Source organism: Kineococcus halophytocola, assembly GCF_041276425.1.
In the GTDB taxonomy this organism is placed as follows: domain Bacteria; phylum Actinomycetota; class Actinomycetes; order Actinomycetales; family Kineococcaceae; genus Kineococcus; species Kineococcus halophytocola.
Genome location: NZ_JBGFTU010000031.1, coordinates 1 through 22,849 on the forward strand (window position 1 = coordinate 1; position 22,849 = coordinate 22,849).

21 protein-coding genes are annotated in these 22,849 nt (G+C 72.8%); 14 read left to right on the forward strand and 7 right to left on the reverse strand.

The genetic code is table 11. The features are described from left to right. Nucleotides 1–122: 122 nt before the first annotated feature. Nucleotides 123–1,532 carry a hypothetical protein gene (locus tag AB2L27_RS19010; RefSeq protein WP_370443062.1) on the reverse strand — a complete coding sequence of 470 codons (1,410 nt, stop codon included), beginning with the start codon at nucleotides 1,530–1,532 and terminating at the stop codon, nucleotides 123–125. Nucleotides 1,533–1,647: 115 nt separating this feature from the next. Between AB2L27_RS19010 and AB2L27_RS19015 the strand changes: the two genes are divergently transcribed. From AB2L27_RS19015 to AB2L27_RS19040, 6 genes are all read left to right on the forward strand, one after another. Next, nucleotides 1,648–2,475, forward strand: coding sequence for a DNA-formamidopyrimidine glycosylase family protein (locus AB2L27_RS19015; RefSeq protein WP_370443063.1), 828 nt, complete (start codon nucleotides 1,648–1,650; stop codon nucleotides 2,473–2,475). Nucleotides 2,476–2,635: 160 nt separating this feature from the next. Continuing rightward, complete coding sequence (locus AB2L27_RS19020) at nucleotides 2,636–3,556, forward strand: carbohydrate ABC transporter permease (RefSeq protein WP_370443064.1); 921 nt, start codon at nucleotides 2,636–2,638, stop codon at nucleotides 3,554–3,556. Then, nucleotides 3,553–4,455 (forward strand): carbohydrate ABC transporter permease, encoded by a 903-nt coding sequence (locus AB2L27_RS19025; RefSeq protein WP_370443065.1) that lies wholly within the window; start codon nucleotides 3,553–3,555, stop codon nucleotides 4,453–4,455. The genes AB2L27_RS19020 and AB2L27_RS19025 overlap by 4 nt, the downstream gene beginning before the upstream one ends. Nucleotides 4,456–4,493: 38 nt before the next feature. Further along, complete coding sequence (locus AB2L27_RS19030) at nucleotides 4,494–5,855, forward strand: ABC transporter substrate-binding protein (protein WP_370443066.1); 1,362 nt, start codon at nucleotides 4,494–4,496, stop codon at nucleotides 5,853–5,855. Between the two features lie 50 nt (nucleotides 5,856–5,905). Then, nucleotides 5,906–6,856: a glycerophosphodiester phosphodiesterase gene (locus AB2L27_RS19035; protein ID WP_370443067.1), complete on the forward strand. Its 951-nt coding sequence runs from the start codon at nucleotides 5,906–5,908 to the stop codon at nucleotides 6,854–6,856. A 109-nt stretch (nucleotides 6,857–6,965) separates the two neighbouring features. Beyond that, the gene (locus AB2L27_RS19040) at nucleotides 6,966–7,940 is read left to right on the forward strand and encodes an alpha/beta hydrolase (RefSeq protein ID WP_370443068.1); all 975 of its coding nucleotides are present in this window, start codon (nucleotides 6,966–6,968) and stop codon (nucleotides 7,938–7,940) included. Between the two features lie 16 nt (nucleotides 7,941–7,956). Here the strand turns inward: AB2L27_RS19040 and hisS are convergent, their stop codons facing one another. The 5 genes from hisS to AB2L27_RS19065 all read right to left on the reverse strand — a co-directional run bounded on the left by hisS (nucleotide 7,957) and on the right by AB2L27_RS19065 (nucleotide 14,244). Next, a complete protein-coding gene (hisS, locus tag AB2L27_RS19045; RefSeq protein WP_370443069.1) occupies nucleotides 7,957–9,222 on the reverse strand; it encodes a histidine--tRNA ligase in 1,266 nt (421 codons plus the stop codon). Nucleotides 9,223–9,349: 127 nt separating this feature from the next. Then, a complete protein-coding gene (locus tag AB2L27_RS19050) occupies nucleotides 9,350–10,828 on the reverse strand; it encodes a mannitol dehydrogenase family protein (protein WP_370443070.1) in 1,479 nt (492 codons plus the stop codon). 44 nt (nucleotides 10,829–10,872) lie between these two features. Then, nucleotides 10,873–11,682, reverse strand: coding sequence for a carbohydrate ABC transporter permease (locus tag AB2L27_RS19055; RefSeq protein WP_370443085.1), 810 nt, complete (start codon nucleotides 11,680–11,682; stop codon nucleotides 10,873–10,875). Between the two features lie 83 nt (nucleotides 11,683–11,765). Beyond that, nucleotides 11,766–12,731, reverse strand: a complete 966-nt coding sequence (locus tag AB2L27_RS19060; protein WP_370443071.1) for a carbohydrate ABC transporter permease — start codon at nucleotides 12,729–12,731, stop codon at nucleotides 11,766–11,768. Nucleotides 12,732–12,816: 85 nt separating this feature from the next. Continuing rightward, nucleotides 12,817–14,244 carry an ABC transporter substrate-binding protein gene (locus tag AB2L27_RS19065; protein ID WP_370443072.1) on the reverse strand — a complete coding sequence of 476 codons (1,428 nt, stop codon included), beginning with the start codon at nucleotides 14,242–14,244 and terminating at the stop codon, nucleotides 12,817–12,819. Nucleotides 14,245–14,506: 262 nt separating this feature from the next. On the opposite strand from AB2L27_RS19065, the gene AB2L27_RS19070 reads away from it, so the two are divergent. The 3 genes from AB2L27_RS19070 (at nucleotide 14,507) to AB2L27_RS19080 (ending at nucleotide 16,316) form a co-directional block, all read left to right on the forward strand. After that, nucleotides 14,507–15,487, forward strand: coding sequence for a sugar-binding transcriptional regulator (locus tag AB2L27_RS19070; RefSeq protein WP_370443073.1), 981 nt, complete (start codon nucleotides 14,507–14,509; stop codon nucleotides 15,485–15,487). Continuing rightward, nucleotides 15,484–15,981, forward strand: a complete 498-nt coding sequence (locus AB2L27_RS19075; protein WP_370443074.1) for a P-loop nucleotide/nucleoside kinase family protein — start codon at nucleotides 15,484–15,486, stop codon at nucleotides 15,979–15,981. The genes AB2L27_RS19070 and AB2L27_RS19075 overlap by 4 nt, the downstream gene beginning before the upstream one ends. A 92-nt stretch (nucleotides 15,982–16,073) precedes the next feature. Further along, entirely contained in the window at nucleotides 16,074–16,316 is a 243-nt protein-coding gene (locus tag AB2L27_RS19080; protein ID WP_370443075.1) for a DUF6458 family protein, read from the forward strand. Between the two features lie 27 nt (nucleotides 16,317–16,343). Here the strand turns inward: AB2L27_RS19080 and AB2L27_RS19085 are convergent, their stop codons facing one another. Further along, the gene (locus tag AB2L27_RS19085) at nucleotides 16,344–17,312 is read right to left on the reverse strand and encodes an aldo/keto reductase (RefSeq protein WP_370443076.1); all 969 of its coding nucleotides are present in this window, start codon (nucleotides 17,310–17,312) and stop codon (nucleotides 16,344–16,346) included. Nucleotides 17,313–17,428: 116 nt separating this feature from the next. On the opposite strand from AB2L27_RS19085, the gene AB2L27_RS19090 reads away from it, so the two are divergent. From AB2L27_RS19090 to AB2L27_RS19110, 5 genes are all read left to right on the forward strand, one after another. Continuing rightward, entirely contained in the window at nucleotides 17,429–18,499 is a 1,071-nt protein-coding gene (locus AB2L27_RS19090) for a substrate-binding domain-containing protein (protein WP_370443077.1), read from the forward strand. A gap of 220 nt (nucleotides 18,500–18,719) precedes the next feature. Beyond that, nucleotides 18,720–19,718, forward strand: a complete 999-nt coding sequence (locus AB2L27_RS19095; protein WP_370443086.1) for a hydroxyacid dehydrogenase — start codon at nucleotides 18,720–18,722, stop codon at nucleotides 19,716–19,718. Continuing rightward, nucleotides 19,715–20,620, forward strand: coding sequence for a sugar phosphate isomerase/epimerase family protein (locus AB2L27_RS19100; RefSeq protein WP_370443078.1), 906 nt, complete (start codon nucleotides 19,715–19,717; stop codon nucleotides 20,618–20,620). Before AB2L27_RS19095 ends, AB2L27_RS19100 begins: the two co-directional genes overlap by 4 nt. A 176-nt stretch (nucleotides 20,621–20,796) precedes the next feature. Further along, nucleotides 20,797–21,807 carry an ABC transporter permease gene (locus AB2L27_RS19105; protein WP_370443079.1) on the forward strand — a complete coding sequence of 337 codons (1,011 nt, stop codon included), beginning with the start codon at nucleotides 20,797–20,799 and terminating at the stop codon, nucleotides 21,805–21,807. Continuing rightward, nucleotides 21,804–22,751: a carbohydrate ABC transporter permease gene (locus AB2L27_RS19110; protein WP_370443080.1), complete on the forward strand. Its 948-nt coding sequence runs from the start codon at nucleotides 21,804–21,806 to the stop codon at nucleotides 22,749–22,751. Before AB2L27_RS19105 ends, AB2L27_RS19110 begins: the two co-directional genes overlap by 4 nt. Nucleotides 22,752–22,849 lie beyond the last annotated feature (98 nt).

The window sequence follows — 22,849 nt, forward strand, 5'->3', positions numbered from 1 at the left end:
GCTGGCTCGGGATTACGAGCGGACGGTGGCCTCGGCGGTGGCGATGGTGCAGATCGCTTACAGCCGGGTGATGCTGCGGCGGTTGACCCGCTCGGCCCCCTCAACCCTTTGAGGACAGCTTCTCAGCCCCGGCTCGGGTCGCGAGCCCACTCCGGCACCGCCGTCAGCGCGGCCAGCCGGTCCCGCTGCCGCAGCAGCCCCGCGGTCGCCGGGACGGCCAGGACCGCCCCCGCCAGGACGAGCCCGAGCCGGGCCGGCAGCGGCCACGGTCCGCGGTCCACCGCCCGCGACGTCGTGGGCACGGCCCCCGGCAGCAGCCCGCCGGCCAGGGTGAGGTCCCCGGCCCGGTGGTGGCCCCGGGCGGTCGGGACGCGCAGGTGGGCCGACCTCGCGCCCGTGCCCAGGTCGGTGCGCAGCACCACGAGGTCGGCGTCGCGGTCCTGCTGCGCGGGCACCGGCCGGTGCAGCAGGGCCCGGGGGGAGGCCCAGCCGAGGACACCGGCCCCGGGCACCGCGGCCGGGACGTCCCCTCCGGGCCGGGTGGCGACGAACGCGATCCGCGCCCCCGGGGTGCCGGTCCCGGTCGTCAGCGCCAGCAGCGACCCGTCCGGGGACCAGGCCGGCCCGCCGGCCAGCACCGCCCCCGCCGGGACCGCCAGCTCCACGCCCTCGCCCCGCCCGCGCCCGGCGTCGGTGAAGGGGTCGTCGAACGGGTCGGCGAACGGGTCGACGACGCGCACGACGGGACGGTCCGGTGCCTGGAAGGCCAGGCGGGTCCCGTCCGGGCTCAGCGCCGCCGCCAGGACCTCCTCGGCGCCGGGGACGGCCGCGGCCCGGCCGGTGCCGGTGTCCAGGACGAACAGCTGCCCGGTCGCGGGGGCCGCGTCGGCCCCGGCCTCCGAGCCGCCCCCGGCGTCGGTGCCCAGGTAGGCCAGCCGGGAACCGTCCCCGCTCCAGGACACCGGCACGACGGTCGGGACCCGCGGCACGACGTGCACCCGGCTGGCCCCCGTCGACAGGTCCACCAGGGCCAGGGTCGAGCGGGGACCGGTGGTGCCGCCGGTGGCCGGGGTCGAGGCCGGGGCCGGGGTGCGGGGGACCACGGCGCGCCGGCCCGGGGGGAGCGCGGCCGGGGCCGGCGCGTCCCCGGGGGCACCGGCCCAGGGGCCGTCCCCGACCGCCACCGTGCGGCCGTCGGGGGACAGGACCACCGCGGCCGGGGCCCGGGACCCGCCGCGCTCACCGGCCTCCACGAGCCGCCGCGCGCTGCGGCCGTCCGCGCCCAGCAGGAGGGTCTGGGTCGACCCGCGCACCCCGCGGACCGCCTCCTGCCGGTACACCGCCACGGCGGCGCCCACGGGGTCGGCCGCCAGGGAGGAGGTCAGCGAACTGTACCCGGGGAACTGCACCGGGACCACCGCCCGCGGCGGCACCCGCCGCGGGCCGGGCAGCGCGGCGACGGCGAGCACGGCCACGGTCCCCAGGACGAGCACGCACAGGGCGACGAGCGTGGTCAGCCGGCGCGAGCTCATGGCTCAGCTTCACCCGCGGCGGGCGCGGCAGCCAGTCCTCGCCCGTCGCGGTGCGCGGGCCCGTCCCGGGGACGTCCACCGCGCGGGACCGCGCGCCCTCGGGCACGGTGGGCCGGTGCCCGAGGGCGACACCGTGTTCCTGCTCGCCCGCCGCCTGCACGCCCGGCTGGCGGGCCGACCCGTGCGCCGCAGCGACCTGCGCGTGCCCCGGTTCGCGACGGCCGACCTGTCCGGGACCCGGCTGGTGGGGACGGTCTCGCGGGGCAAGCACCTGCTGACCCGCCTCGTCCCGGAGTCCGGTGCCGTCCTGACCGAGCCGACGACGCTGCACACCCACCTGCGGATGGACGGGCAGTGGACGGTCCTGGGCCCGGGCCGGCGGCTGCCCGCCCGGCTGGAGCCCGACGTGCGCGTGGTGCTGCAGACCGACGGGCCGACCGCGGTGGCCCTGCGGATGCCGGTGGTCGAACTCGTGCCGACCGCGCTGGAGCACACCGTCGTCGGGCACCTGGGGCCGGACCTGCTCGACGCCGCCCTGCCCGTCGGCGAACGCGTCGAGCGCGCGGTGCGGAACCTGGCCCGCCGGCCCGAGCGCGGGCTGAAGGCCGCGCTGCTGGACCAGCGCAACCTCGCCGGGATCGGCAACCTGTGGGCCGACGAGGTGTGCTTCCTGCGGGGGCGCTCGCCGTGGGCGCCGGTCGGCGACGTCGACCTGCCGCCGCTGGTGGGCCTGGCGGTGCGGATGCTCACGTTCTCGGTGGGGCCCTCGCGGGCCCCGCAGGTCACGACGGGGGACACCCGCCCGGGCCGGCGGCACTGGGTCTCCGGCCGCGCGGGGCAGCCGTGCCTGCGGTGCGGCACCACCGTCCTGGTCGAGGCGGAGGTCCCGGGCGACCCCGAGCGCCGCCGGACGTGGTGGTGCCCGCACTGCCAGCCGGGGTGAGCGCGGTGAACGGCCGGTGTCGGGGACGACCTGGGCGACGGGGGCAGGTGAACAGTCGGTGACCGTTGACCGCGCCGGGGCGCGAGTGGTCCGGGCGCCGCGGAACGCGAACTACTGTTCCTGACGTCCAGCCCGCTCCTCGTCCTGGGAGGAGGTCGCGTTGACGACCCTCCACCAGGTTCCCCCACCGCGCACCCGGAGAACTCCGTGGCGTTCGTGGGGAACCTTCCTGCTGCTCGCCGGGCCCAACGTCGCGCTCCTCGTCCTGTTCGTCTACAAGCCGCTGGTGCAGAACGTCCAGTACTCGCTGCTGCACTGGAACCTCGGGTCCGACACCGCGACGTTCGTCGGGTTGCAGAACTACGCGAACTACTTCGCGAACCCCAAGACCCCCACGGTGCTGTTCACGACGCTGGTCTTCGCCGTGGTCACGGTCGGGGGGTGCATGGCCCTCGGCCTGGCCCTGGCACGTCTGCTGGACCGGAACCTGCGGGGCCGCACGGTCGTGCGCACCGTGGTGTTCGCCCCCTACGTCCTGTCCGGGGTGGCCGTCGGGATGTGCTGGCTGTTCGTCTTCGACCCGCAGTACGGCCTGGTCTCCGGGCTGCTGCGGGCCGTCGGGATCGGCTCGCCGAACTGGTACAACGACCCCGACTGGGCGCTGGCGATGGTCTGCATCGTCTACCTGTGGAAGTACGTCGGGTACGTCGCGGTCATCTACCTGGCCGCGCTGCAGTCCGTCCCGCACGACATCCTCGAGGCCGCGCAGATCGACGGCGCCTCGTCGCTGCGGACGTTCTGGTCCATCGTCTTCCCGCTGCTGTCCCCGACGACGTTCTTCCTCGGCGTCACGGTGTTCATCGAGTCCAACGCCGGCGGGTCCTTCGACATCATCCGCGCCATGACCAAGGGCGGACCCCTGGAGGGCACCACGACGATGGTCTACCAGGTCTACCAGGAGGCGTTCGTCAACGGTTCCGCCGGGTACGCCTCCGCGATCGCGACCCTGCTCTTCCTCGCCCTGCTCGTCGTGACGCTGCTGCAGATGGCCGTCGTGGAACGGAAGGTGCACTACCGGTGAGCGTCCAGGACAGGACCACCTCGGGGGCCGGCCGGATCCCGGCCCCGCGCTCGGGGGGCGCCGAACCCGCCCGGCCGCGCCGCCGCCGCGTCGACGTCCTCGGGTACGCCGGGCTCGTCGTGGCCGGCTTGGTCATGGTCGTGCCGATGCTCTGGATGCTGCTGGCGTCGTTCAAGCAGCGGAACGAGATCTACACGATCCCCTCGCAGTGGCTGCCCGACGCGCTGCAGTGGCAGAACTACGCCGACGTGTTCGCAACCGTCCCGTTCGCGCACTTCCTGCTCAACAGCGTCATCACGACCGTCGCCGGCGCCGGGCTCAAGGTCGTCCTCGGGCTCATGTGCGCGTACGCGCTGGTGTTCGTCGAGTTCCCCGCCAAGCGGCTGGTGTTCCTCGTCGTCCTGGCCGCCCTCATGGTCCCGCCGCAGGTGACGCTGATCCCGAACTACACCCTCATCGCCCAGATCGGCTGGCTGAACTCCTACCAGGGGATCGTGCTGCCCGGGCTCGCCAGCTCGCTGGGGACGTTCCTGTTCCGCCAGCACTTCCAGACGCTGCCCGCCTCGGTCCTGGAGGCCGCCACGCTCGACGGCGCCGGGCACTGGCGGCGGCTGTGGCAGTTCGTCGTGCCGCTGTCCGCCCCGACCGTCTCGGCCGTCGCGCTCGTCTCGGTCGTGGGGGAGTGGAACCAGTACCTCTGGCCGCTGCTCATCACCGACCGCTCGGAGCGGATGACGCTGCCGGTCGGGCTGACCCTGCTGCAGAACAACGACGGCATCACCAACTGGGGCGTCCTCATGGCCGGCACGGTGCTGGTCATGCTGCCGATTCTGCTCGTCTTCCTCTTCTTCCAGCGCCGTCTCGTGGCCGGTCTCGCCACGGGTGCGCTCGCCAACTGACCCGTCCCCGCCTCCGACACCGTTCCCAGGAGAACCCCGTGAACACCTCCTCCTTCGTGCTGCCCCGACGCGGCGTCCTCGGCCTCGCCGGCCTCGGCGCGGCCGGTCTCGGCCTCGCGGCCTGCTCCGGCCCCTCCACCGCGTCCTCGTCCTCCGGCACCGCCAGCGCGTCCGCGACCGACTGGTCGAAGGTCACCCCGGCCGACAAGGTCACCGTCTGGACCAACCACCCCGGCTCCTCTCAGGCCGTCGAGGCCGAGTTCCTGAACCGCTGGAACAAGGACAACTCCGACATCAAGGTCGAGTTCGTCACGGCCGGCTCGAACTACGACGAGATCTCGCAGAAGTTCCAGGCCGCCCTCACCGGCTCCGACCTGCCCGACCTCGTCCTGCTCAGCGACGTCTGGTGGTTCCGCTACGCCCTGAACGGCCAGCTCGCCCCCCTGCAGGACCTGCTGCCGGCCGCCGGCGTCGACACGTCGAACTACCAGAAGGGCCTGTACGCCGACTACCAGTACGAGGGCTCGCAGTGGGCGGTGCCGTACTGCCGCTCGACGCCGGTCTTCTACTACAACAAGGCCCACTGGGCCAAGGCCGGCCTGCCCGACCGCGGTCCGCAGACGTGGTCGGAGTTCGAGGAGTGGCTGCCGAAGCTGCAGGCCGCCGGCACCGGGGCCCAGGCCCCCTACGGCCTGGGCAAGGGCACGGGCAACGCCTCCTGGATCCACCAGAACGTGATCTGGGGCATGGGTGGCGCGCTGTCGGAGGAGTGGACCATGACGGTGGACAGCGAGAAGGTGCTCGCGGCCAGCGACTACCTCCGCTCCTACATCACCCAGGGGTGGGCCGCGGTGTCCTCCTCCGACCAGGCCTCGGACTTCGGGGCGGGGCTGTACTCCTCGGTCATCGGGTCCACCGGGTCGCTGTCCGGGATCCTCAAGGCGGCGAACTTCGAGGTCGGCAACGCGTTCCTGCCCGGTGGCCCGGCCGGGCAGTTCGTCCCCACCGGCGGTGCGGGCTTCGCCGTCCCGGCCAAGCGCTCCCCCGAGCAGCAGCTCGCCGCGGCGACGTTCCTGGCCTTCCTGGCCGAGGACGACAACACGGCCTACTTCTCCCAGAACACCGGGTACATGCCGGTCACGACGGGCGCGGTGAACTCCGCCACGATGCAGCAGGTCTACGCCCAGACCCCGCTGTTCAAGACGGCCGTCGACCAGCTCGCGAACACCCGGACGCAGGACTACGCCCGCGTCTTCGTCCCGGGCGGGGACCAGTCCACCGTCACCGCGTGGGAGAAGGTCATGCTCCAGGGCGCGCCCTCGAAGGACGCCTGGGGCACCGCGCAGGCCGAGGTCGAGCAGGCCTACACCGCCGACGTGGAACCCCTGCTGGACGCCTGACCCACCCACCGCCCGCCCGCACCCGCCCCGACCAGGGAGACGTCGATCCCGTGACCCACCCGTCCCCGCGCCCGTCCGGCCGCCCGCTGGTCGTCGCGCACCGGGGGAGCTCGGCCAGCGCCCCGGAGAACACCCTGGCCGCCTTCGAGGCCGCGCTGCGCGCCGGGGCCGACCTGCTCGAGCTCGACGTGCGCCTGGACGGGGACGGGGTCCCCGTCGTCCTGCACGACGAGACCCTGGACCGGACGACCGACCGGAGCGGGGCCGTCGCGGACCTGCCCAGCTCGGCGGTCCGGGCCGCGGACGCCGGGGCGTGGTTCTCCCCGGCGTTCGCCGGTCAGCGGGTCCCGACGCTGCGGGAGGTCGTGGACCTCGTCGCGCTGCACGGGTCCGGCGGCCTGCTCGTGGAGTTCAAGGGGACGTGGTCCCCGGCGGCGGTCGCCGGTGCGGTGGCGACGCTGCGGACGGCCGGGGTGGCCGGGCGCAGCGTCGTGCAGAGCTTCGAGGTCGAGACCGTGGCGGCCCTGCGCGACGTCGCCCCGGACGTCCGGCGGGCCCTGCTCGTCCTGACCCCGGGCTCACCCCCGGCGCCCGGGGCCCTGGGCCAGTCGCTGCGCGACCTGGCGCACGACCCGTTCACGGCCCTGTCGACCCCGGTGGGCCAGGCCCGCGCCGAGGCCGGGCGGGCCGTGGCCGACCTCGGTGTCGTCGCCGTCAACCCCTACGTCGGCGGGCTGGTCGCCAGCCCCCACGTCGTCGCCGAGTACCACGCGGCGGGGGTGGCGACGTACCCGTGGACGGTGGACGAACCCCGCCTGTGGGCGGACCTGCTGCGGCACGGCGTCGACGGGATCATCACCGACGACCCGGGACGGCTGCGCGGTTTCCTCGATGCGCGCGAGGTCCGCTCCTCGCAGGACGAGGCCCTCGAGGACCGCCGGCTGCTCACCCTCGCCGCGACGCGGCAGGGCGCCCCGGCCACCGGGCTGACCCCCGTGTGAGCCGCCCCGGTCCCCCCGTGCACCGTTTCGCGGGGGGGACCGGTGGTGGAACCGTGCAGGTCGGCGGCCCCGCAGCCGGTCGAGCCGGCCGCCCGTCAGGATCGGGCCCGTGAGGTTCCGTTCCCTTCCCGCCCTCGCCCCTGTGCTCGGGGCCGTCCTCCTCCTCACCGGTTGTTCCGGCACCGGTCCCGACCACCGGGTCCTGCGGGCCGGTCCGAGCGTCACCTCCGCCTCGCCGTCCCCGTCCGCACCGACCTCCGCCCGCACCCACGTGCCCGACGGGCAAGGGTTCACGCCGGTGGACTTCGGGGCCGGGGAGGTGCTGGAGACGACCCTGCACGGTGCGGCGTCGGGCGTGACCATGAAGGTCTGGGTCTGGACCCCGCCCCAGTACGACGACCCGGCCCACGCCCACGACGACTTCCCGGTGCTCTTCCTCTACCCCGGCGGTGACGGCGCCACGTACAACAACTGGACCGACCGGTCCTACTCGGCACAGGAGGTCGTGGAGTCCGGTGCGCGCGACGGGTCCGTCCTGCCGTTCGTCTTCGTCATGCCGGAGATGCAGGTCTCCAGGGACGTCGACACCGAGTGCACCGACATCCCGGGGCAGCCGAGGGTCGGCACCTTCCTCGACACCGACGTCCCGGCGATGGTGCAGCACGACTTCCGGGTGCTGCCGCCGGGCGCGGGCTGGGGCACCGCCGGTGCGTCGTCGGGGGCCTACTGCGCGGCCGCCATCGCGCTGCGCGAACCCGGTCGGTACGCGGCGGTGGCCGGCATCGCCGGGTACTTCAGCATGGAGACGAAACTGCCGCACCAGGACGCGGCGACGCTGGCGCAGTACCCCACGGCGTTGGCGCCGACGTTCCCCGGTGCGCTGTCCTGGCTCCTCGTCGCGGGCACGGCCAGCCCCGAGGACGTCCGGGAGGCGCAGCGGTTCGCCGGCCTCGTGCGCAGCCCGTCCACGGCGCAGGTGTTCCTCCAGGACGGGGGGAAGCACCTGACGACCTCGTTCAAGGCCGCGATGCCGGAGGTGTTCAGCTTCTTCAGCGAGCACCTGAGTGGACCCCGGCCGCAGTGACGGCCGGGGCCCGTGATCAGCTGGCCTCGAGGGGGGTGGGTTCGGAGAACGTGAGCTCGCCGTCCTCCACCCGGGCCCGCACGACCTGGGAGTACCCCTCGGCGACCAGCGCGTCGAACAGCGGCTGCATCCGCTTGGCCTGCCGGACCAGCGCCACCCGGGCCCCGCCGGCCTGCAGCTCGCGCTGCTTGCGCAGCAGCTCACCGGCGTCGGCCCCGGCGGGGTGCACCAGCGCCACCGCGGGGGCCGCGTCGGCGGGCAGCGACACCTCGTCGATGATGCGCTCGAACCCGATCGAGAACCCCGCCGCCGGCACGTCGCGGCCGGTGAACCGGCCGACCATCCCGTCGTACCGCCCGCCCCCGGCGATCGAGGACCCTCCGCCCGGCAGGGACATCTCGAAGATCGGGCCGGTGTAGTAGCCCATCCCGCGCACGAGCGTGACGTCGAACTGCACGTCGAGGTCGGGCGCGGCCACGGCGACGGCCGCGGCGATCTCCTGCAACCGGGTGATCGACGCGGCGGGTACGGCGTCGGGCAGGGCGCCGTCCCCGAGCCGCGCGACGTCGCGCAGCGGCAGCAGGTCGGTGAGCGCCTTCTCCAGCGCCGCGACGGGTTCCTCCGCGAAACCCTTGGACCGCAGTTCGGCCAGCACGCCGTCGAGGCCGACCTTGTCGTTCTTGTCCACGGTGATGAGGACGCTGCCGTGGTCGGCCTCGGCGAACCCGCAGCCGGTGAGCAGCCCGGTGAGGACGCCCCGGTCGTTGAGGCGCAGCGTCGTCCCCGTCAGGCCCAGGCGGGTGAGGGCGGTGTGGGTCGCGGTGACGAGTTCGACCTCGGCCAGGCTGCCCGCCTCACCCAGGACGTCGATGTCGCACTGGACGAACTGGCGGTAACGGCCCTTCTGCGGACGTTCGGCCCGCCACACCGGCCCGATCTGCAGCGCCTTGAACGGCATCCGCAGCGTCGCCGCGTTCGAAGCGACGTACCGGGACAGGGGGACGGTCAGGTCGAAGCGCAGACCGAGGTCGGCCGCGTCGGCGGGCAGCAGGGGCTCCTCGGCGGCCAGGCCGCGGCGCATGACCTTGAACAGCATCTTCTCGTTCTCACCGCCCTGCCCCGACTCCAGCCGGGACAGCTCCTCCAGCGCGGGCGTCTCGACCTCGTCGAAGCCGAACGAGCGGTAGACCTCGCGGATGACGTGCAGCGCGTGCTCCCGGCGAGCCTTCTCGACCGGCAGGACGTCGCGCATGCCCCGTGCGGGGACCACCTTGGAAGCCATGGGGCCATGGTAGAGGCGCCCCCGACCCGCGCGGAAAACACTCTTTCCGCCCTGCCGAGGTCATCGAGGGGGCGGAAAGAGTGTTTTCCGCGCGGGACGGGGGCGGAGGGGGCGGGTGCGGGGCCGCTCAGCGCGCGACGATCTCCTCCAGCGTCGCCCGGGCGCCCTTGGCGTGCAGGGACGCGAGCGCGCCCGTGTACTCGGCGACGAACGCCTCGTCGTCGACGAGGTCGCCGAACAGCGTCCGGTCGGCGATGAAGGCCGTCGGCTCCTCCCGGTTGCGCCGGGCGGTGGCGACGAGCCGGTCGGCGATCCGGTCGGAGACCTCGATGGGCTCACCCTGCTCGTCGACGCCCTCGGCGTAGCGGGCCCAGCTGGCGACGACGGCGGCGGCGCGGAAGAACTCCCCACCGGTGGCGATCTGTTCGCGCACGACGGGCAGCAGCCACTTGGGGATGCGGTCGGAGCTCTCGTTGCACAGCCGGGCCACGGTGTCGCGGACCTCGCCGTTGGAGAACCGGTGGACCAGCTCGTGCCGGTAGGCGTCCAGGTCGATGCCCGGGACCGGTGGCAGGGTCGGGGACCCCTCCCGCTCCATGTACTGCAGCAGGAAGTCCGCGAACAGCGGGTCCTGCGCGACCTCGTGCACGAGGCGGTAGCCCGCGAGGTGCCCGAAGTAGCACAGCGCCTGGTGGCTGGCGTTGAGCAGGCGCAGCTTCATCAGCTCGTAGGGCTCGACGTCGTCGACGACCTGGACGCCGGCGTCCTCGTAGGGCGGTCGGCCCAGGCCGAAGTCGTCCTCCAGGACCCACTGCACGAACGGTTCGCACACCACGGGCCAGGCGTCCTCGACGCCGAACCGCTCGCGGACCTCGGCCCGGTCGTCGTCGGTGGTGCCGGGGGTGATCCGGTCGACCATGCAGTTGGGGAACCGCACGTTGGCGTCGATCCAGGCGCCCAGCTCGGCGTCCTTGGCCCTGGCGAAGGCGACGAAGACCTGGTGCGCGACGTGCCCGTTGCCCTGCACGTTGTCGCAGGACATGACGGTGAACGGGGGCACGCCCCGGTCCCGGCGGCGGCGCAGGGCCTCGGTCACCAGGCCGAAGGTGGTGCCCGGGACGGCGCCGTCGGCGAGGTCGGCGGCCACCTCCGGCGCGTCGAGGACGAACTCCCCGGTGACGGCGTCGATGTTGTAGCCGCCCTCGGTGACGGTGAGGGAGACGATGCGGATGCGCGGGTCGGCCATCGCCTCCACGGCCGCGTCCGGGTCGGCCGGGGCGTGCAGGAAGTCCAGGATGGACCCGATGACGCGGGGTTCGCGCGAGCCGTCGGGGTCCTTCAGGACGAGGGTGTAGAGGCCGTCCTGGGCGTCCATCACCTCCTTCATGCGCGCGTCGTGCGGCAGCACCCCGATCCCGCGGATGCCCCAGTCCAGCGCCTTCCCGTCGTTCATCAGCCGGTCCAGGTACATCGCCTGGTGGGCGCGGTGGAACCCACCGACGCCGAGGTGGACGATGCCGGGCGTCACCTGCGCGCGGTCGTAGGACGGGACGGGGACGTCCCGGCCGATCTCGGCGAGGTTGGCGGTGGTCAGGGGCAGGGTCACGGTCGGCTCCCGGAGGTCGGATCGGGCGGCGTGGTCGGTCCGGCTCACTTGACCGCACCCAGGGACAGGCCCTGCACGAGCTTGTCCTGGGCGGCGAAACCGGCCACGAGCACGGGCAGGGAGATCACGGTAGCCGCCGCGCACAGCTGGGCCAGGAACAGCCCCTGGCTGGTGACGAAGCCGGTGAGGAACACCGGGGCGGTGCCGGCGACGGTCGCCGTGAGGGTCCGGGCCAGCAGCAGCTCGTTCCAGCTGAAGATGAAGCAGATGAGGGCCGTCGCGGCGACACCGGGCATGGCCACCGGACGCACGATCGACCAGAGCATCCGGATCAGTCCCGCACCGTCGATCGAGGCCGCCTCGAGCATCTCGCCGGGGACCTCGGCCAGGAAGGACTGCATCATCCAGACCGCGATCGGCAGGTTCATCGCGGTGTAGAGCAGGATCAGCAGCCAGATGTTGTCCAGCAGCCCCGTCTGCGTGGCGAACAGGTACAGCGGCAGGAGCCCCGCGACGAGCGGCATGAACTTCGTGGACAGGAAGAAGAACATGACGTCGGTCCACTTGCGGACCGGCCGGATGGACAGGGCGAAGGCGGCCGGGATGGCCAGGGCCAGGACCAGGACGGTCGAGATGACCGAGGCCATGGCCGAGTTCAGCAGCGGGGCGACCGGCTGGGCGGACAGGAAGGAACGGTACCCGTCCAGCGTGAGCGCGGCGGCGACGGACGGCGGGTTCGTCGCGGCGTCGGTCTCAGAGTGCAGCGACGTCAGCACCATCCACAGGACGGGCAGCACGAACAGCACCCCGACGATCCAGGCCAGCAACCCCCACACGGGCTTGCTGCGGTTCAGCTCGCGGGCGCGACGCTCCTTGCGGGTGGTGGGCAGGTACTGCCCGGGGCGGGTACTGGCGACTCCCACGTTCGAGACGGTGCTCACCGGCCGACCTCCTGCTTGAACATGCTCGAGACCACGCGCAGCGCGAAGGTCGCGATGACGATGGTGGCGATGACGGTGACGACGCCCATGGCGGAGGCCAACCCGTAGTCGTGCGCGGAGAAGACCGTCTGGTAGATCGTGTACGGCAGGTTGGCCGTCCCGAGGCCACCGGCGGTGATGGTGAAGACGGCGTCGAAGTTCTGGACGATGTAGATGGCGCCCAGGAGGCCGCCGAGCTCCAGGTACTGCCGCAGGTGCGGGAACGTGAGGTAGCGGAAGATCTGGAAGCCCGTGGCCCCGTCCATCCGGGCGGCCTCTTCGGCGTCAGCGGGTTTCGACTGCAGCCCGGCCAGCAGGATGAGCATCATGAACGGCGTCCACTGCCAGATGAGCGAGACCTCGATGGCGATCTTCGGGGCCGTGGAGAGCCAGTCGACCTGCGGTGCGGAGTCGGAGCCGAACAACTGCCACACGGCGTTGAGGGTTCCGTTGAGCAACCCGTAGTTCGGGTTGAACAGGGCGTGCTTCCACAGCAGGGCGGCAGCGATGGGGACGACGAGGAACGGCGCGATCATCATCGTGCGGACGGCGCCGCGACCGGCGAACTTCCGGTCCAGCAGCAGGGCGATGAGCATCCCGAGCACCAGGCTCACGAGCACGACCGTCACCGTGAGGATCAAGGTGTTGACGACGGACTGCCGCAACTGGGCGTTGGAGAAGACCGCCACGTAGTTGTCGAAACCCCCGAACCCTCGGTCCTGCGGGTAGTAGGAGTTCCAGTTCATGAAGGAGATGACGATCGTCGCCAGGAACGGCAGCTGCGTCGCGACGATGACGAAGAGCAGGGCGGGCATCAGCGGAGCCCGGCGGGCCCAGTCGGCGGCCCGGCGCGCCGATCCCGCTCGGAGCTGAGGTCGGTCGGGACCGACCTTCGTGTGGTTGGGGGCGGTGCTGGCACTCATGGAAGAACGTCCTCCACGCTTCGGGTACCGACGGGTCCACTGGGGGAACCGCAGCCTCCGGCGGACCGGAGGCTGCGGGTGGGGATCACTTCTTGTACTTGTCGCTCACGAGCTGGGTGGCCAGGGCCTGACCCTGGTCGCAGGCGTCCTCGACGCTCGTCTGGCCCGCGATGGCCGAGGAGACGAACTGGGACACCTGGGTGCCGAGGTCGGCGAACTCCGGGATGGCGACGAACTGGATGCCGGGTGCCGGTCGGGGTTGCAGACCCGGGTTCTCCGGGTCGGCGGCGTTGATGGCGGTCTGGGTCTCCTCGTAGAAGGGCGCCGCCGCCTTCTGGTAGTCGGTGTTCTCGTACAGCGAGTTGCGCTTGCCGGCCGGAGCGCTGGCCCACCCGATCTGGGAACCCACCAGCTCCTCGTACTGCTGGCTGGAGGCCCAGGAGATGAACTTCCAGGCGTTGTCCTTGCGCTTGGAGGCGTTCTGGACCCCCCAGGCCCAGGTGTACAGCCACCCGGAGGAGTCGGTCTTGTCGACGGGGGCGGCCACGTAGCCGATCTTCCCCGCGACCGGGGACCCCTCGGCGTCCAGCGAGCCGGCGGCGGACGTCGCGTCGTACCACATGGCCACCTGGGACTGGGTCATGCCGTTGAGGCACTCGGTGAAGCCGGCCTGGGGAGCGCCGTTCTCACCGTGGGCACGGACGAGATCGACGTAGAACTTCGTCGCCTCCACGAACTCGGGTGCGTTGACCTGCGCGGTCCAGTCCTCGTTGAACCAGGTTCCGCCGAAGGTGTTGACGACGGTGGTCAGGGGCGCGAAGACCTGACCCCACCCGGGCAGGCCGCGCAGGGCGATGCCCTTCATGTTCGGCATCGCACCGTCGAGCTGGGCGGCGAAGTCGGCGACCTCGGCCCAGGTCGGCTGGTCGGGCATCGTCAGGCCCCTGGACTCGAACACGTCCTTGCGGTACATGAGGAAGGACGACTCGCCGTAGAACGGTTCGGCGTAGACCTTCCCGTCCTCACCGGTCAGGGCCGTGGCCAGGGGTTTGATGATGTCGGACTGGTTGAACGCGGAGTCGGCGGAGATGTAGTCGTCCAGCGGCGCCAGCCACCCGTTCCCGGAGTAGAACGGCACCTCGTAGTTCGAGATCGAGGCGACGTCGTACTGCCCGGCCTGGCTGGAGAACTCCTGGCTGATCTTGTCGCGCACGTCGTTCTCGGGCAGGACCGTGTAGTTGACGGTGATGCCGGTGTCCTTGGTGAAGTTGTCGGCGGTCAGCTTCTGCAGGTCCACCATCTGCGGGTTGTTGACCATGATGACGTTCAGGGTCCCGTCGTCGTCGCCCCCACCGCCGCCGCCCGCTCCGCCGCCGCCACCGGCGCCCGAGCAGGCGCCGAGGAAGGCGACCCCACCGAGTCCGGCTGCGCCACCGAGGGCGGTTCGGCGGCTGATGAGCGACCTCGACCCGGGAAGGGTGGTGGGCCGGTGGATGCCGTGACGTCCAGCCATCGTGATCTCTCCAGTGTCGTCGTCGACAGGTGCGGTCGGAGCACGCGCTCGGGCCAGGTGGCCGGCGCGGCGCCGGTGTTGCGTCCGCTCATCTGAGCGGGCTAGTCTCAGCTGTGACGATGGTGCCGGGGTGCGGGACCGCTGTCAACCGCTCGCGGGTCCGCGCGGTCCCCGGGTGGACCGGCGCGCACCGGGGGTGGTCGGCACGGCACCCTGGTGCTCGCCGTCCGCGGCACCCGGGCCACGACGACGAGGAGCTGCCATGGCGAAGACGTCAACCCGCACCGGCACCGCCGGCCGCCCGTCGCTGGGGGCGCAGGCCCTCGCCGCCGTCGTGGCCCGCCGGTTCTTCGTGGAGGGGCTGACGAAGGTCGAGATCGCCCGGCAGCTCGGGATCAGCCGGTTCAAGGTGGCTCGGTTGCTGACGGAGGCGCAGGACTCCGGGCTCGTGCAGATCCAGGTGGTCGCCCCCAGCTCGCTGGACGGGGACCTGGCCGAGTCGTTGCGGGGGGCCTTCGGGCTGCGGGCGGCGTACGTGCTCAGGACGGGGGAGGACACGCTGCTCGGGCAGCGCCGCCGCGTCGCGGAGTTCACGGCGGGGCTGCTGGAGGAGAGCGTCACCGCCGAGGACGTCGTGGGGCTGGCCTGGGGGCGGACGATCTCGTTGCTCACCAGCGCCCTCGGAGCCGACCTGGGGTGCCGCTTCGTCCAGCTGGCCGGCGCCCTCCCGCGCCCCGACGTCGAGGGCAGCGCCGTCGACCTCGTCCGGCGCGCGGCCGAGGCCACCCGCTCCTCGGCCACCACCTTCTACGCGCCCCTGGCCGTGCCCGACGCCGCCACGGCCGAGGGCCTGCGCTCGCAGTCGGGCATCAGCGAGGCCCTGGCCGAGCTGGACCGGCTGACCAAGGCCGTCGTCTCCGTCGGGGCCTGGCGGCCGGGGGAGTCCACCGCCCTGGACTCCCTGGGGACCGCCGACCAGGAGGCGCTCACGGCCGCCGGGGTCGTGGCCGAGGTGACAGGTGTCCTGCTCGGGCGGGACGGGCGGGAGGTGCAGGCGCTGGCCGACCGGGTCATCGGGGTCACCGGCGCGCAGCTCGGCGCCACCCCCGACGTGACGGCGATGGCGTGCGGGGACCTGCCCGCCCGCGCCGAGGCCACGGCCAGCGTCCTGCGCAGCGGCACGGTCTCGACCCTGGTGACGCACGCCTCGCACGCCCGCGCCGTGCTGGACCTCGCCCGGTGAACGCGCCGGCGCCGGTCGCCGTGCTGCTGTGCGGCACGGTCGGGGCCGGCAAGACGACGCGGGCCCGCGCGCTGGAGCGGGAGGGGTTCGTCCGGCTGTCCATCGACGAGGAGCTGTGGTCGCGCTTCGGCCGCTACGGCCTGGACTACCCGGTCGAGGTCTACGACGAGTACAGCCACGTCGCCGAGCACGTGCTCCTGCAGCGGTTGCGCCACCTCCTGGCGCACGGCCGGGACGTCGTCGTCGACTACGGGTTCTGGAGCCGGGGCAGCCGCGACCGGTACAAGCGGATCGTGCAGGAGGCGGGTGGGCGCTGGCGCCTGGTCCACCTCGACGTGCCGCGGGAGGTCCTGCTGCACCGGCTGGCCGCGCGCAGCGCGCGGTTCGACGCGAACGCCGCCTTCCCCGTCGACGCGGCGACCCTGGACGGGTTCCTCGCCCGGTTCCAGCCCCCGGTGGGGGAGGGGGAGGAGGTCGTGCGCGTCACCGGGTGAGGGGGTGCGGCACCGGCCGGCGCCACCCGGTCGTCACCCGTTCGCCGGTCGGTCGGCTCGCGCCGCCGGAGCGGCTGCGTCACAGTCGAAGCATGCGTCTGGGAACGAGCATCTTCCTGCTGGCGGTCGGGGCGATCCTGACCTTCGCCGTCACCTACTCCGTGGCCGGTGTCGACCTGCAGACCGTCGGGGTCATCCTCATGGTCATCGGGGTCCTCGGGGTCGTCCTGGAGTTCGCCATGTTCCGCCCCCGCGACCAGCGGACGACGAGCGTGACCACGGCCGACCCGGTGTCCGGGACGACGCGCAGCGAGACCACCCGCCGCGACGTCTGACCCGGACCGCGGGTCGCCCGCGGGGTCTCAGAACCCGACGACCTCGTGGGGTTCGTACGGCGCCTCGAGCTCGGCGACCTCCTCGTCGGTGAGGACGAGGTCGAGCGCGGCGAGGGCGTCGTCGAGGTGGTGCGGTTTCGTCGCGCCCACGATGGGCGCGGTCACGACCGGGTTCCGCGCCACCCACGCCAGCGCGACCTGCGCGCGGGACACGCCCCGGCGCTCGGCGACGCGGGCCACCGCGGCGACGATCCCGGCGTCGGAGTCGCGGTAGAGGGTCCCGCCGAACTCGTCGGTCTCGGACCGGTTCGTCACGGCGTCCCAGTCGCGGGTCAGCTTGCCCCGTGCCAGCGGGCTCCAGGGGATGACCCCGATCCCCTCCGCGGCGCACAGCGGCAGCATCTCGCGCTCCTCCTCGCGGTAGAGCAGGTTGTAGTGGTCCTGCATGGAGACGAACCTCGCCCAGCCGTGCCGTTCCTGCAGGTGCAGGGCCGTGGCGAACTGCCACGCCCACATGGAACTGGCCCCGAGGTAGCGGACCTTGCCGGCCCGGACGACGTCGTCCAGCGCCTGCAGCGTCTCGGTCAGCGGGACCGTGGGGTCGAAGCGGTGGATCTGGTAGAGGTCGATGTGGTCGGTGCCGAGGCGACGCAGGGAGTTCTCGACCTCGGTCAGGATCGCCTGGCGGGACAGACCGGCCCCGTTCGGGCCCGGCCGCATCCGGCCGTGGACCTTCGTCGCGATGACGACCTGGTCGCGGGGGGCGGCCGCCAGGAGGGTCCTGCCGACGATCTCCTCGCTGGAACCGTCGGAGTAGACGTTGGCCGTGTCGAAGAAGGTGATGCCCGCGTCGAGGGCGCGGTGCAGGAACGGGACGCTGTCCTCCTCCGGCAGCGTCCAGGCGTGGTTGCCGCGGGCGGGGTCGCCGTAGCTCATGCAGCCGAGCACGAGGCGGGACACCTCGAGCCCGGAGGAGCCGAGTTTCACGTGGTCCATGCCGGCGATGCTGCCCGAGACCCCCCGGGCCCGCGCGCGGGACGAGCGGGACGGGACGGGCCGGGACCGGGATAGCGTGCAGCCCTTCTCCCGCGACGGACGGCAAGGGGACAGCGGTGGCGGACAGACGAGCGGGCGGGCCCCTCACCCGGCGTGAGCGCATCGCCGCGCTCGTCGCCGAGCGGGGCAGCGTCCGGGTGGCCGACCTGGCGGCCGAGCTCGGCGCGGCGGCCGTCACGGTGCGCCGCGACGTGGAGGCGCTGGCGGACGCGGGCCGCCTGACCCGCCGGCACGGCGTCGTCAGCGTCGTGCGTCCCGTCCTGCCGCCCGTCGCGACGGTGGTCGCGGTCTCGGCCTTCACCGGCGCCTACCAGGGGGAGATCCTCGCCGGCGCGCGCGAGGCGGTGACGGCCTTCGGCGGTCGCTACGTCCTGGAGGTGGCCCGCGACCTCGTCGCGACCCGGGCCGCGGTGGAGCGCGCGGCGCGCTCCCCGGAGGTCTCCGGCATCCTCTACGCCCCGCAGTGGGGGACCCCCGAGGAGGCCGCCGCCGACAGCGCGGCCGGGTTCTGGCCCGAGGGGCTGCCGGTCGTCCTCCTGGACCGGTTCGCCCCCCGCGGCTCCCCGCTGGCCCGGCGCGAGGCCGTCCGCAGCGACCACGCCACCGGGGTGCACCGGGCGCTGAGCCACCTGCGGGCGCTCGGGCACCGGCGCGTCCTGGCCTTCTGCCGCGACGACTCCCCGACCGCCCGCACCGTGCGGGGGTGCTTCCCCGAGGCCCTGCGGTCGCTGGGGCTGCCGGTGCTCGCCGAGCCGGTGCTCAGCTCCGACCACGTCGACGCCGAGCGCAGGCTGCGGGCCCCCGACCCGGCCGAGGTCGTCCGCCGGCACGGGGCGACCGCCGTCTTCGTGCACTCCGACACCGACGCCCTGTCCCTGGTGCCCCGGCTGACCGGGGCCGGTCTGCGCGTCCCCGAGGACGTCAGCGTCGTGGCCTACGACGACGTCGTGGCGAGCGTGGGCGAGGTCCCGCTGACGGCGGTGGCCCCGCCCAAGCGGGAGGTGGGGCGCGCCGCGGTGGAGCTGGTGGCGTGGCGGTCGGTGAACCCCTCCGCCCCCTGGCGGCACCTGGAGATCGGCCCCCGGCTGGTGGACCGGGGCAGTTGCCGGCCGGTGGGGACGGGGTGAGGCGAGGGCGGGCTCCGCGGGCTCGTCACGAGCACGTCACAGCGATCGATCAGCCCTGATCGATCGATCTTGACCGGTCCCGGAGCGGACGGCAGGGTGACGGGACCGACGGCTCGAGGGTGAGCCGCCAGACCTCCTGCGGAGCCCGCATGACCCCCTCGCACGACCCCGCTGCCACCACGGCGAGCCCCGCGTGAAGCGGCCCTGCCTGGCCCTGGCCATGAGCCGCGCCGCCCACGACCGGGTCGTCACCGACGAGTTCCTGCACCGGCTGGCCGCCGTCGCCGACGTCGTCCCGGGCGTGCTGGAGGAGTTCGACTCCGTCCCGGCCCGCAGGACGCTGGCCGAGATCGACGTGCTGGTCACCGGGTGGGGGTGCCCCGCCCTGAGCGCCGCGGCCGTCGCCGGCGCACCGCGGCTGCGCGCGGTCGTGCACACCGCCGGGACGGTCCGCCACCACGTCACCCCCGCGGTCTGGGGCCGGGACATCGCGGTGTCCTCGGCGGCGGCGGCGAACGCCGTGCCCGTCGCCGAGTACACGCTGGCCACGGTGCTGCTGGCCGGCAAGCAGGTGCTGGCCTCGGCGGAGAACTACCGCCGGGCCAGCAGCCGCGACACGTTCACCGACGCCGCTGCCGGTGCGGTGGTCCTGGACGAGGCGACCGGGAACTTCGGGCGCACCGTGGGCATCCTGTCCGCCTCGCTGGTGGGGCGCCGCGTGGTCGAACTGCTGCGCCCGCACGACCTGCGCGTGCTCGTGCACGACCCCTACGTCCCCGACGCCGCGATCCGCGCGCTGGGGGCCGAACCGGTGGGCCTGCCGGAGTTGTTCGAGCGCAGCGACGTCCTGAGCGTGCACACCCCCCTGCTGCCGGAGACGCGCGGTCTGGTGAGCGCCGACCTGCTGGCCCGCCTGCCGGACGGGGCGACGCTCATCAACACCGCCCGCGGCGCCGTGGTCGACAACGAGGCGCTCGTGGTGGAACTGCGCGCGGGGCGCCTGCACGCGGTGCTGGACGTCACCGATCCCGAACCCCTGCCCGCCGGCCACGCGTTGTGGGACTGCCCGAACGTCCTGCTCACCCCGCACGTCGCGGGGTCGCTGGGCAACGAGCTGCGCCGCCTGACCGCTTGCGCCGCCGGGGAGGTGGAGCGGTTCGCCGCCGGGCTGCCCTTCGCCCACCCGGTGCTGCGCGCCGCCCTGGAGCGCAGCGCGTGAGCCCGGCCGCCCGCCCGGGCCGGATCGCCGCCAACCCCATCCCCTACTGGGCCGGGGCCGGCAAGACGCGGGAGGTGTTCGAGGTGGCCTTCGCCGACCTGCGGGACATCGGTTTCACCGCGGTCAAGGCCGACGTCCCCGAGGGCATGGGGGCCGACGAGTACGCGCGCTGGATCGAGGGGTTCGGCCTGAGCCCGTCGGTGGGTCTGTTCAGCAACCCGCTGGACGAGACCGTGGACATGGCCGGGGTGCTGGAGGAGGCGCGGCGTTTCGCCGCGGTCCAGGCCGAACTCGGCCTGGACCGCACGATGCTGTCGTCCATGGCCGTCCCGGCGCGCCTGGCCGCTCCGGCGGTCGGGGCCGACTTCGACGCCGGGCGCCTGGAACGGGCCGTGGAGAACGCGGGCCGGGTGTGCGAGGTGCTGATCTCCGAGGGGATCCACCCGCTGCACCACTCCCACGTCGGCGGGGTCTTCGAGACCGAGGAGGAGATCACCACGCTGCTCGACGCGCTGGGTCCCGAACTCCTCGGGTTCGGCCCCGACACCGGTCACCTGCGCTGGGCGGGCGCCGACCCGGTCGCCCTCGTCCGGCGCTACGGCGACCGGATCGGGGGGATCCACCTCAAGGACGTCCACCCCGACCACCTGGACGCGGCGCGCGGGACGGGCGGGGACTACCGCACCGTCTCCACCAGCGGGCGGTTGTGGGCCGAACCGGGCCGCGGTGTCCTCGACCTCGAGGCGGTGCTCGCCGCCCTGCCGGCCGACTACGACGGCGATTACACGATCGAGGTCGACCACCCCAGCGTCGGGTCGGTCCGCGAGTCGCACCGGATCTCCCACGAGTGGGCGCTCAGGGTGCTCGGACCCCCCGGCGAGGAGCCGGGCGAACAGTCCTGATCGATCGATCGAAAGCCTTTCCCGCACCCGGTCAGCGTGCTAGGTTTGGCCCTTCCAAGAACGGGTAAACGCTTACCCTTTCTGTTGCGAGGCAACCAACGTCGGCAGCCACGGTGCTCGTCCCCACAGTCCGGTCGATCCCGGCCTCCCCCAGTTGACGCGGCAGGAGCTCAACGGTGAGAACTCAACCAGCAGGAACGAACTCCCCCGAGGCGGCGAAACCTGCCGTCACGGCGTCCCGCGGCACCACGGCGCGACGCGGCGGCTCCACGCCCCGCCGGCCCCGGCGTCCCCTCTCGCGCGACAAGCTGCTCCTGGTCGCCCTGGGGCTGCCCGGCGGCATCGCGCTCATCGTGTTCCAGTACCTCCCGTTGCTGGGCAACGTCATCGCGTTCAAGGACTACCAGCCGTACCTGAGCATCTCGGAGTCCCCCTGGGTGGGGTTCTCCAACTTCTCGTTCCTGTGGGACGGCAACCCCGACTTCCTCAACGCCCTGTGGAACACGGTCGTCCTGACGCTCATCCAGACCGTGCTCGTCTTCCCCGTGCCGCTGGTGCTGGCCCTGGTGCTCAACAGCCTGGCGGGGGAACGGCTGAAGCGGACCCTGCAGTCGATCCTCTACCTGCCGCACTTCCTGTCGTGGGTCATCGTGGTCGCCCTGTTCCAGCAGATGCTGGGCAACGCGGGGATGCTCAACACCTTCCTCGTGCAGAACGACCTGCCCATCGTCCAGATCATCGGGGTCCCCGAGCTCTTCAAGGCCCTGCTCACCAGCCAGGTGATCTGGAAGGACGCCGGCTGGGGCACCATCATCTTCCTGGCCGCGATCTCGCGGGTCGACCAGGAGCAGTACGAGGCGGCGGCCGTGGACGGCGCGGGTTCGTGGCGCCGGATGTGGCACATCACGCTGCCGGCCCTGCGGGGCCTCATCATCCTGCTGCTCATCCTGCGCCTGGGCAGCAGCCTGTCGGTCGGTTTCGAGCAGATCGTCCTGCAGCAGGGCCCGGTCGGCCTGCAGGCCAGTGAGGTCCTCGACACCTGGGTCTACAACAACGGGATCCTCGGCGGCGCCTGGGGCACCTCGGCCGCCGCCGGTCTCATCAAGGGGCTCGTCGGAGTCCTGCTCGTGATCGGCGCCAACAAGCTGGCCCACGCCTTCGGCGAGAGAGGGGTGTACGAGAAGTGAGCACCACGCAGTCCCCGACCATCGGGGACGACACGATCCCCTCGTTCCGCAAGGACGGCAACCGGCCGCCGTGGATGGAGAAACCGTCCCCGGTCGTGCAGGCGGTGAAGTTCCTCTTCCTGGGCATCGCCGTCCTGCTGGTCATCATCCCCTTCTGGTCGGTGATCGCCACGTCGCTGGCCGACCAGTCCACCATCAACGCCTCCGGCGGCGGGATGGTCATGTGGCCCGGCAGCGGGGCGAACGTCGACGCCTACACCGCCGTGCTGTCCGGGGGCGTGGTCACCCGCGCCGTCGCCATCTCCATCGGCATCACCGTGGTGGGGACCCTGCTCTCGCTGGCGGCCACCGCCGGCCTGGCCTACTGGCTCTCCCGTCCCGGCGCCCTCGGGGCCAAGCCGATGCTGATGCTCGTCCTGGGCGCGATCCTCTTCGCCCCCGGCCTGATCCCCAGCTACCTGGTGGTCAAGGAGCTCAGCCTCCTGGACTCGCTGTGGTCGCTGATCCTGCCGGTGCTGGTCAACGCCTTCAACGTGATCGTCATGCGGGCGTTCTTCCAGGAACTGCCCAAGGAGCTCTTCGAGTCCGCCGCCATCGACGGGGTCGGCGCCGCCACCACGCTGTTCCGGATCGTGCTGCCGCTGTCCAAGGCGGTCCTCGCCGTCATCGGCCTCTTCTACGCCGTGGCGTACTGGAACGCCTTCTTCAACGCCCTGCTGTACATCCAGTCCTCGGACAAGTGGCCCATGGCCCTGGTGCTGCGGACCTACGTCGTCAACCAGACGACCATCGGCGGCGAGCAGGCCGCCGGGGAGGTCCTGCCGCCGCAGCTCCCGCTGCAGATGGCCATCCTCGTGATCGCCGTCGTGCCGATCCTGCTCGTCTACCCCTTCATCCAGCGCCACTTCGCCAAGGGCGTCATGATCGGCGCCGTCAAGGGCTGATCGTCCGCCCCGACCGGCCGACCGAGCGGCCGAGCCGGTCGCCGTCGCACCACCCACCCACCGGAACACACAGCCCGGACACCCATCGGGTCGAGGAG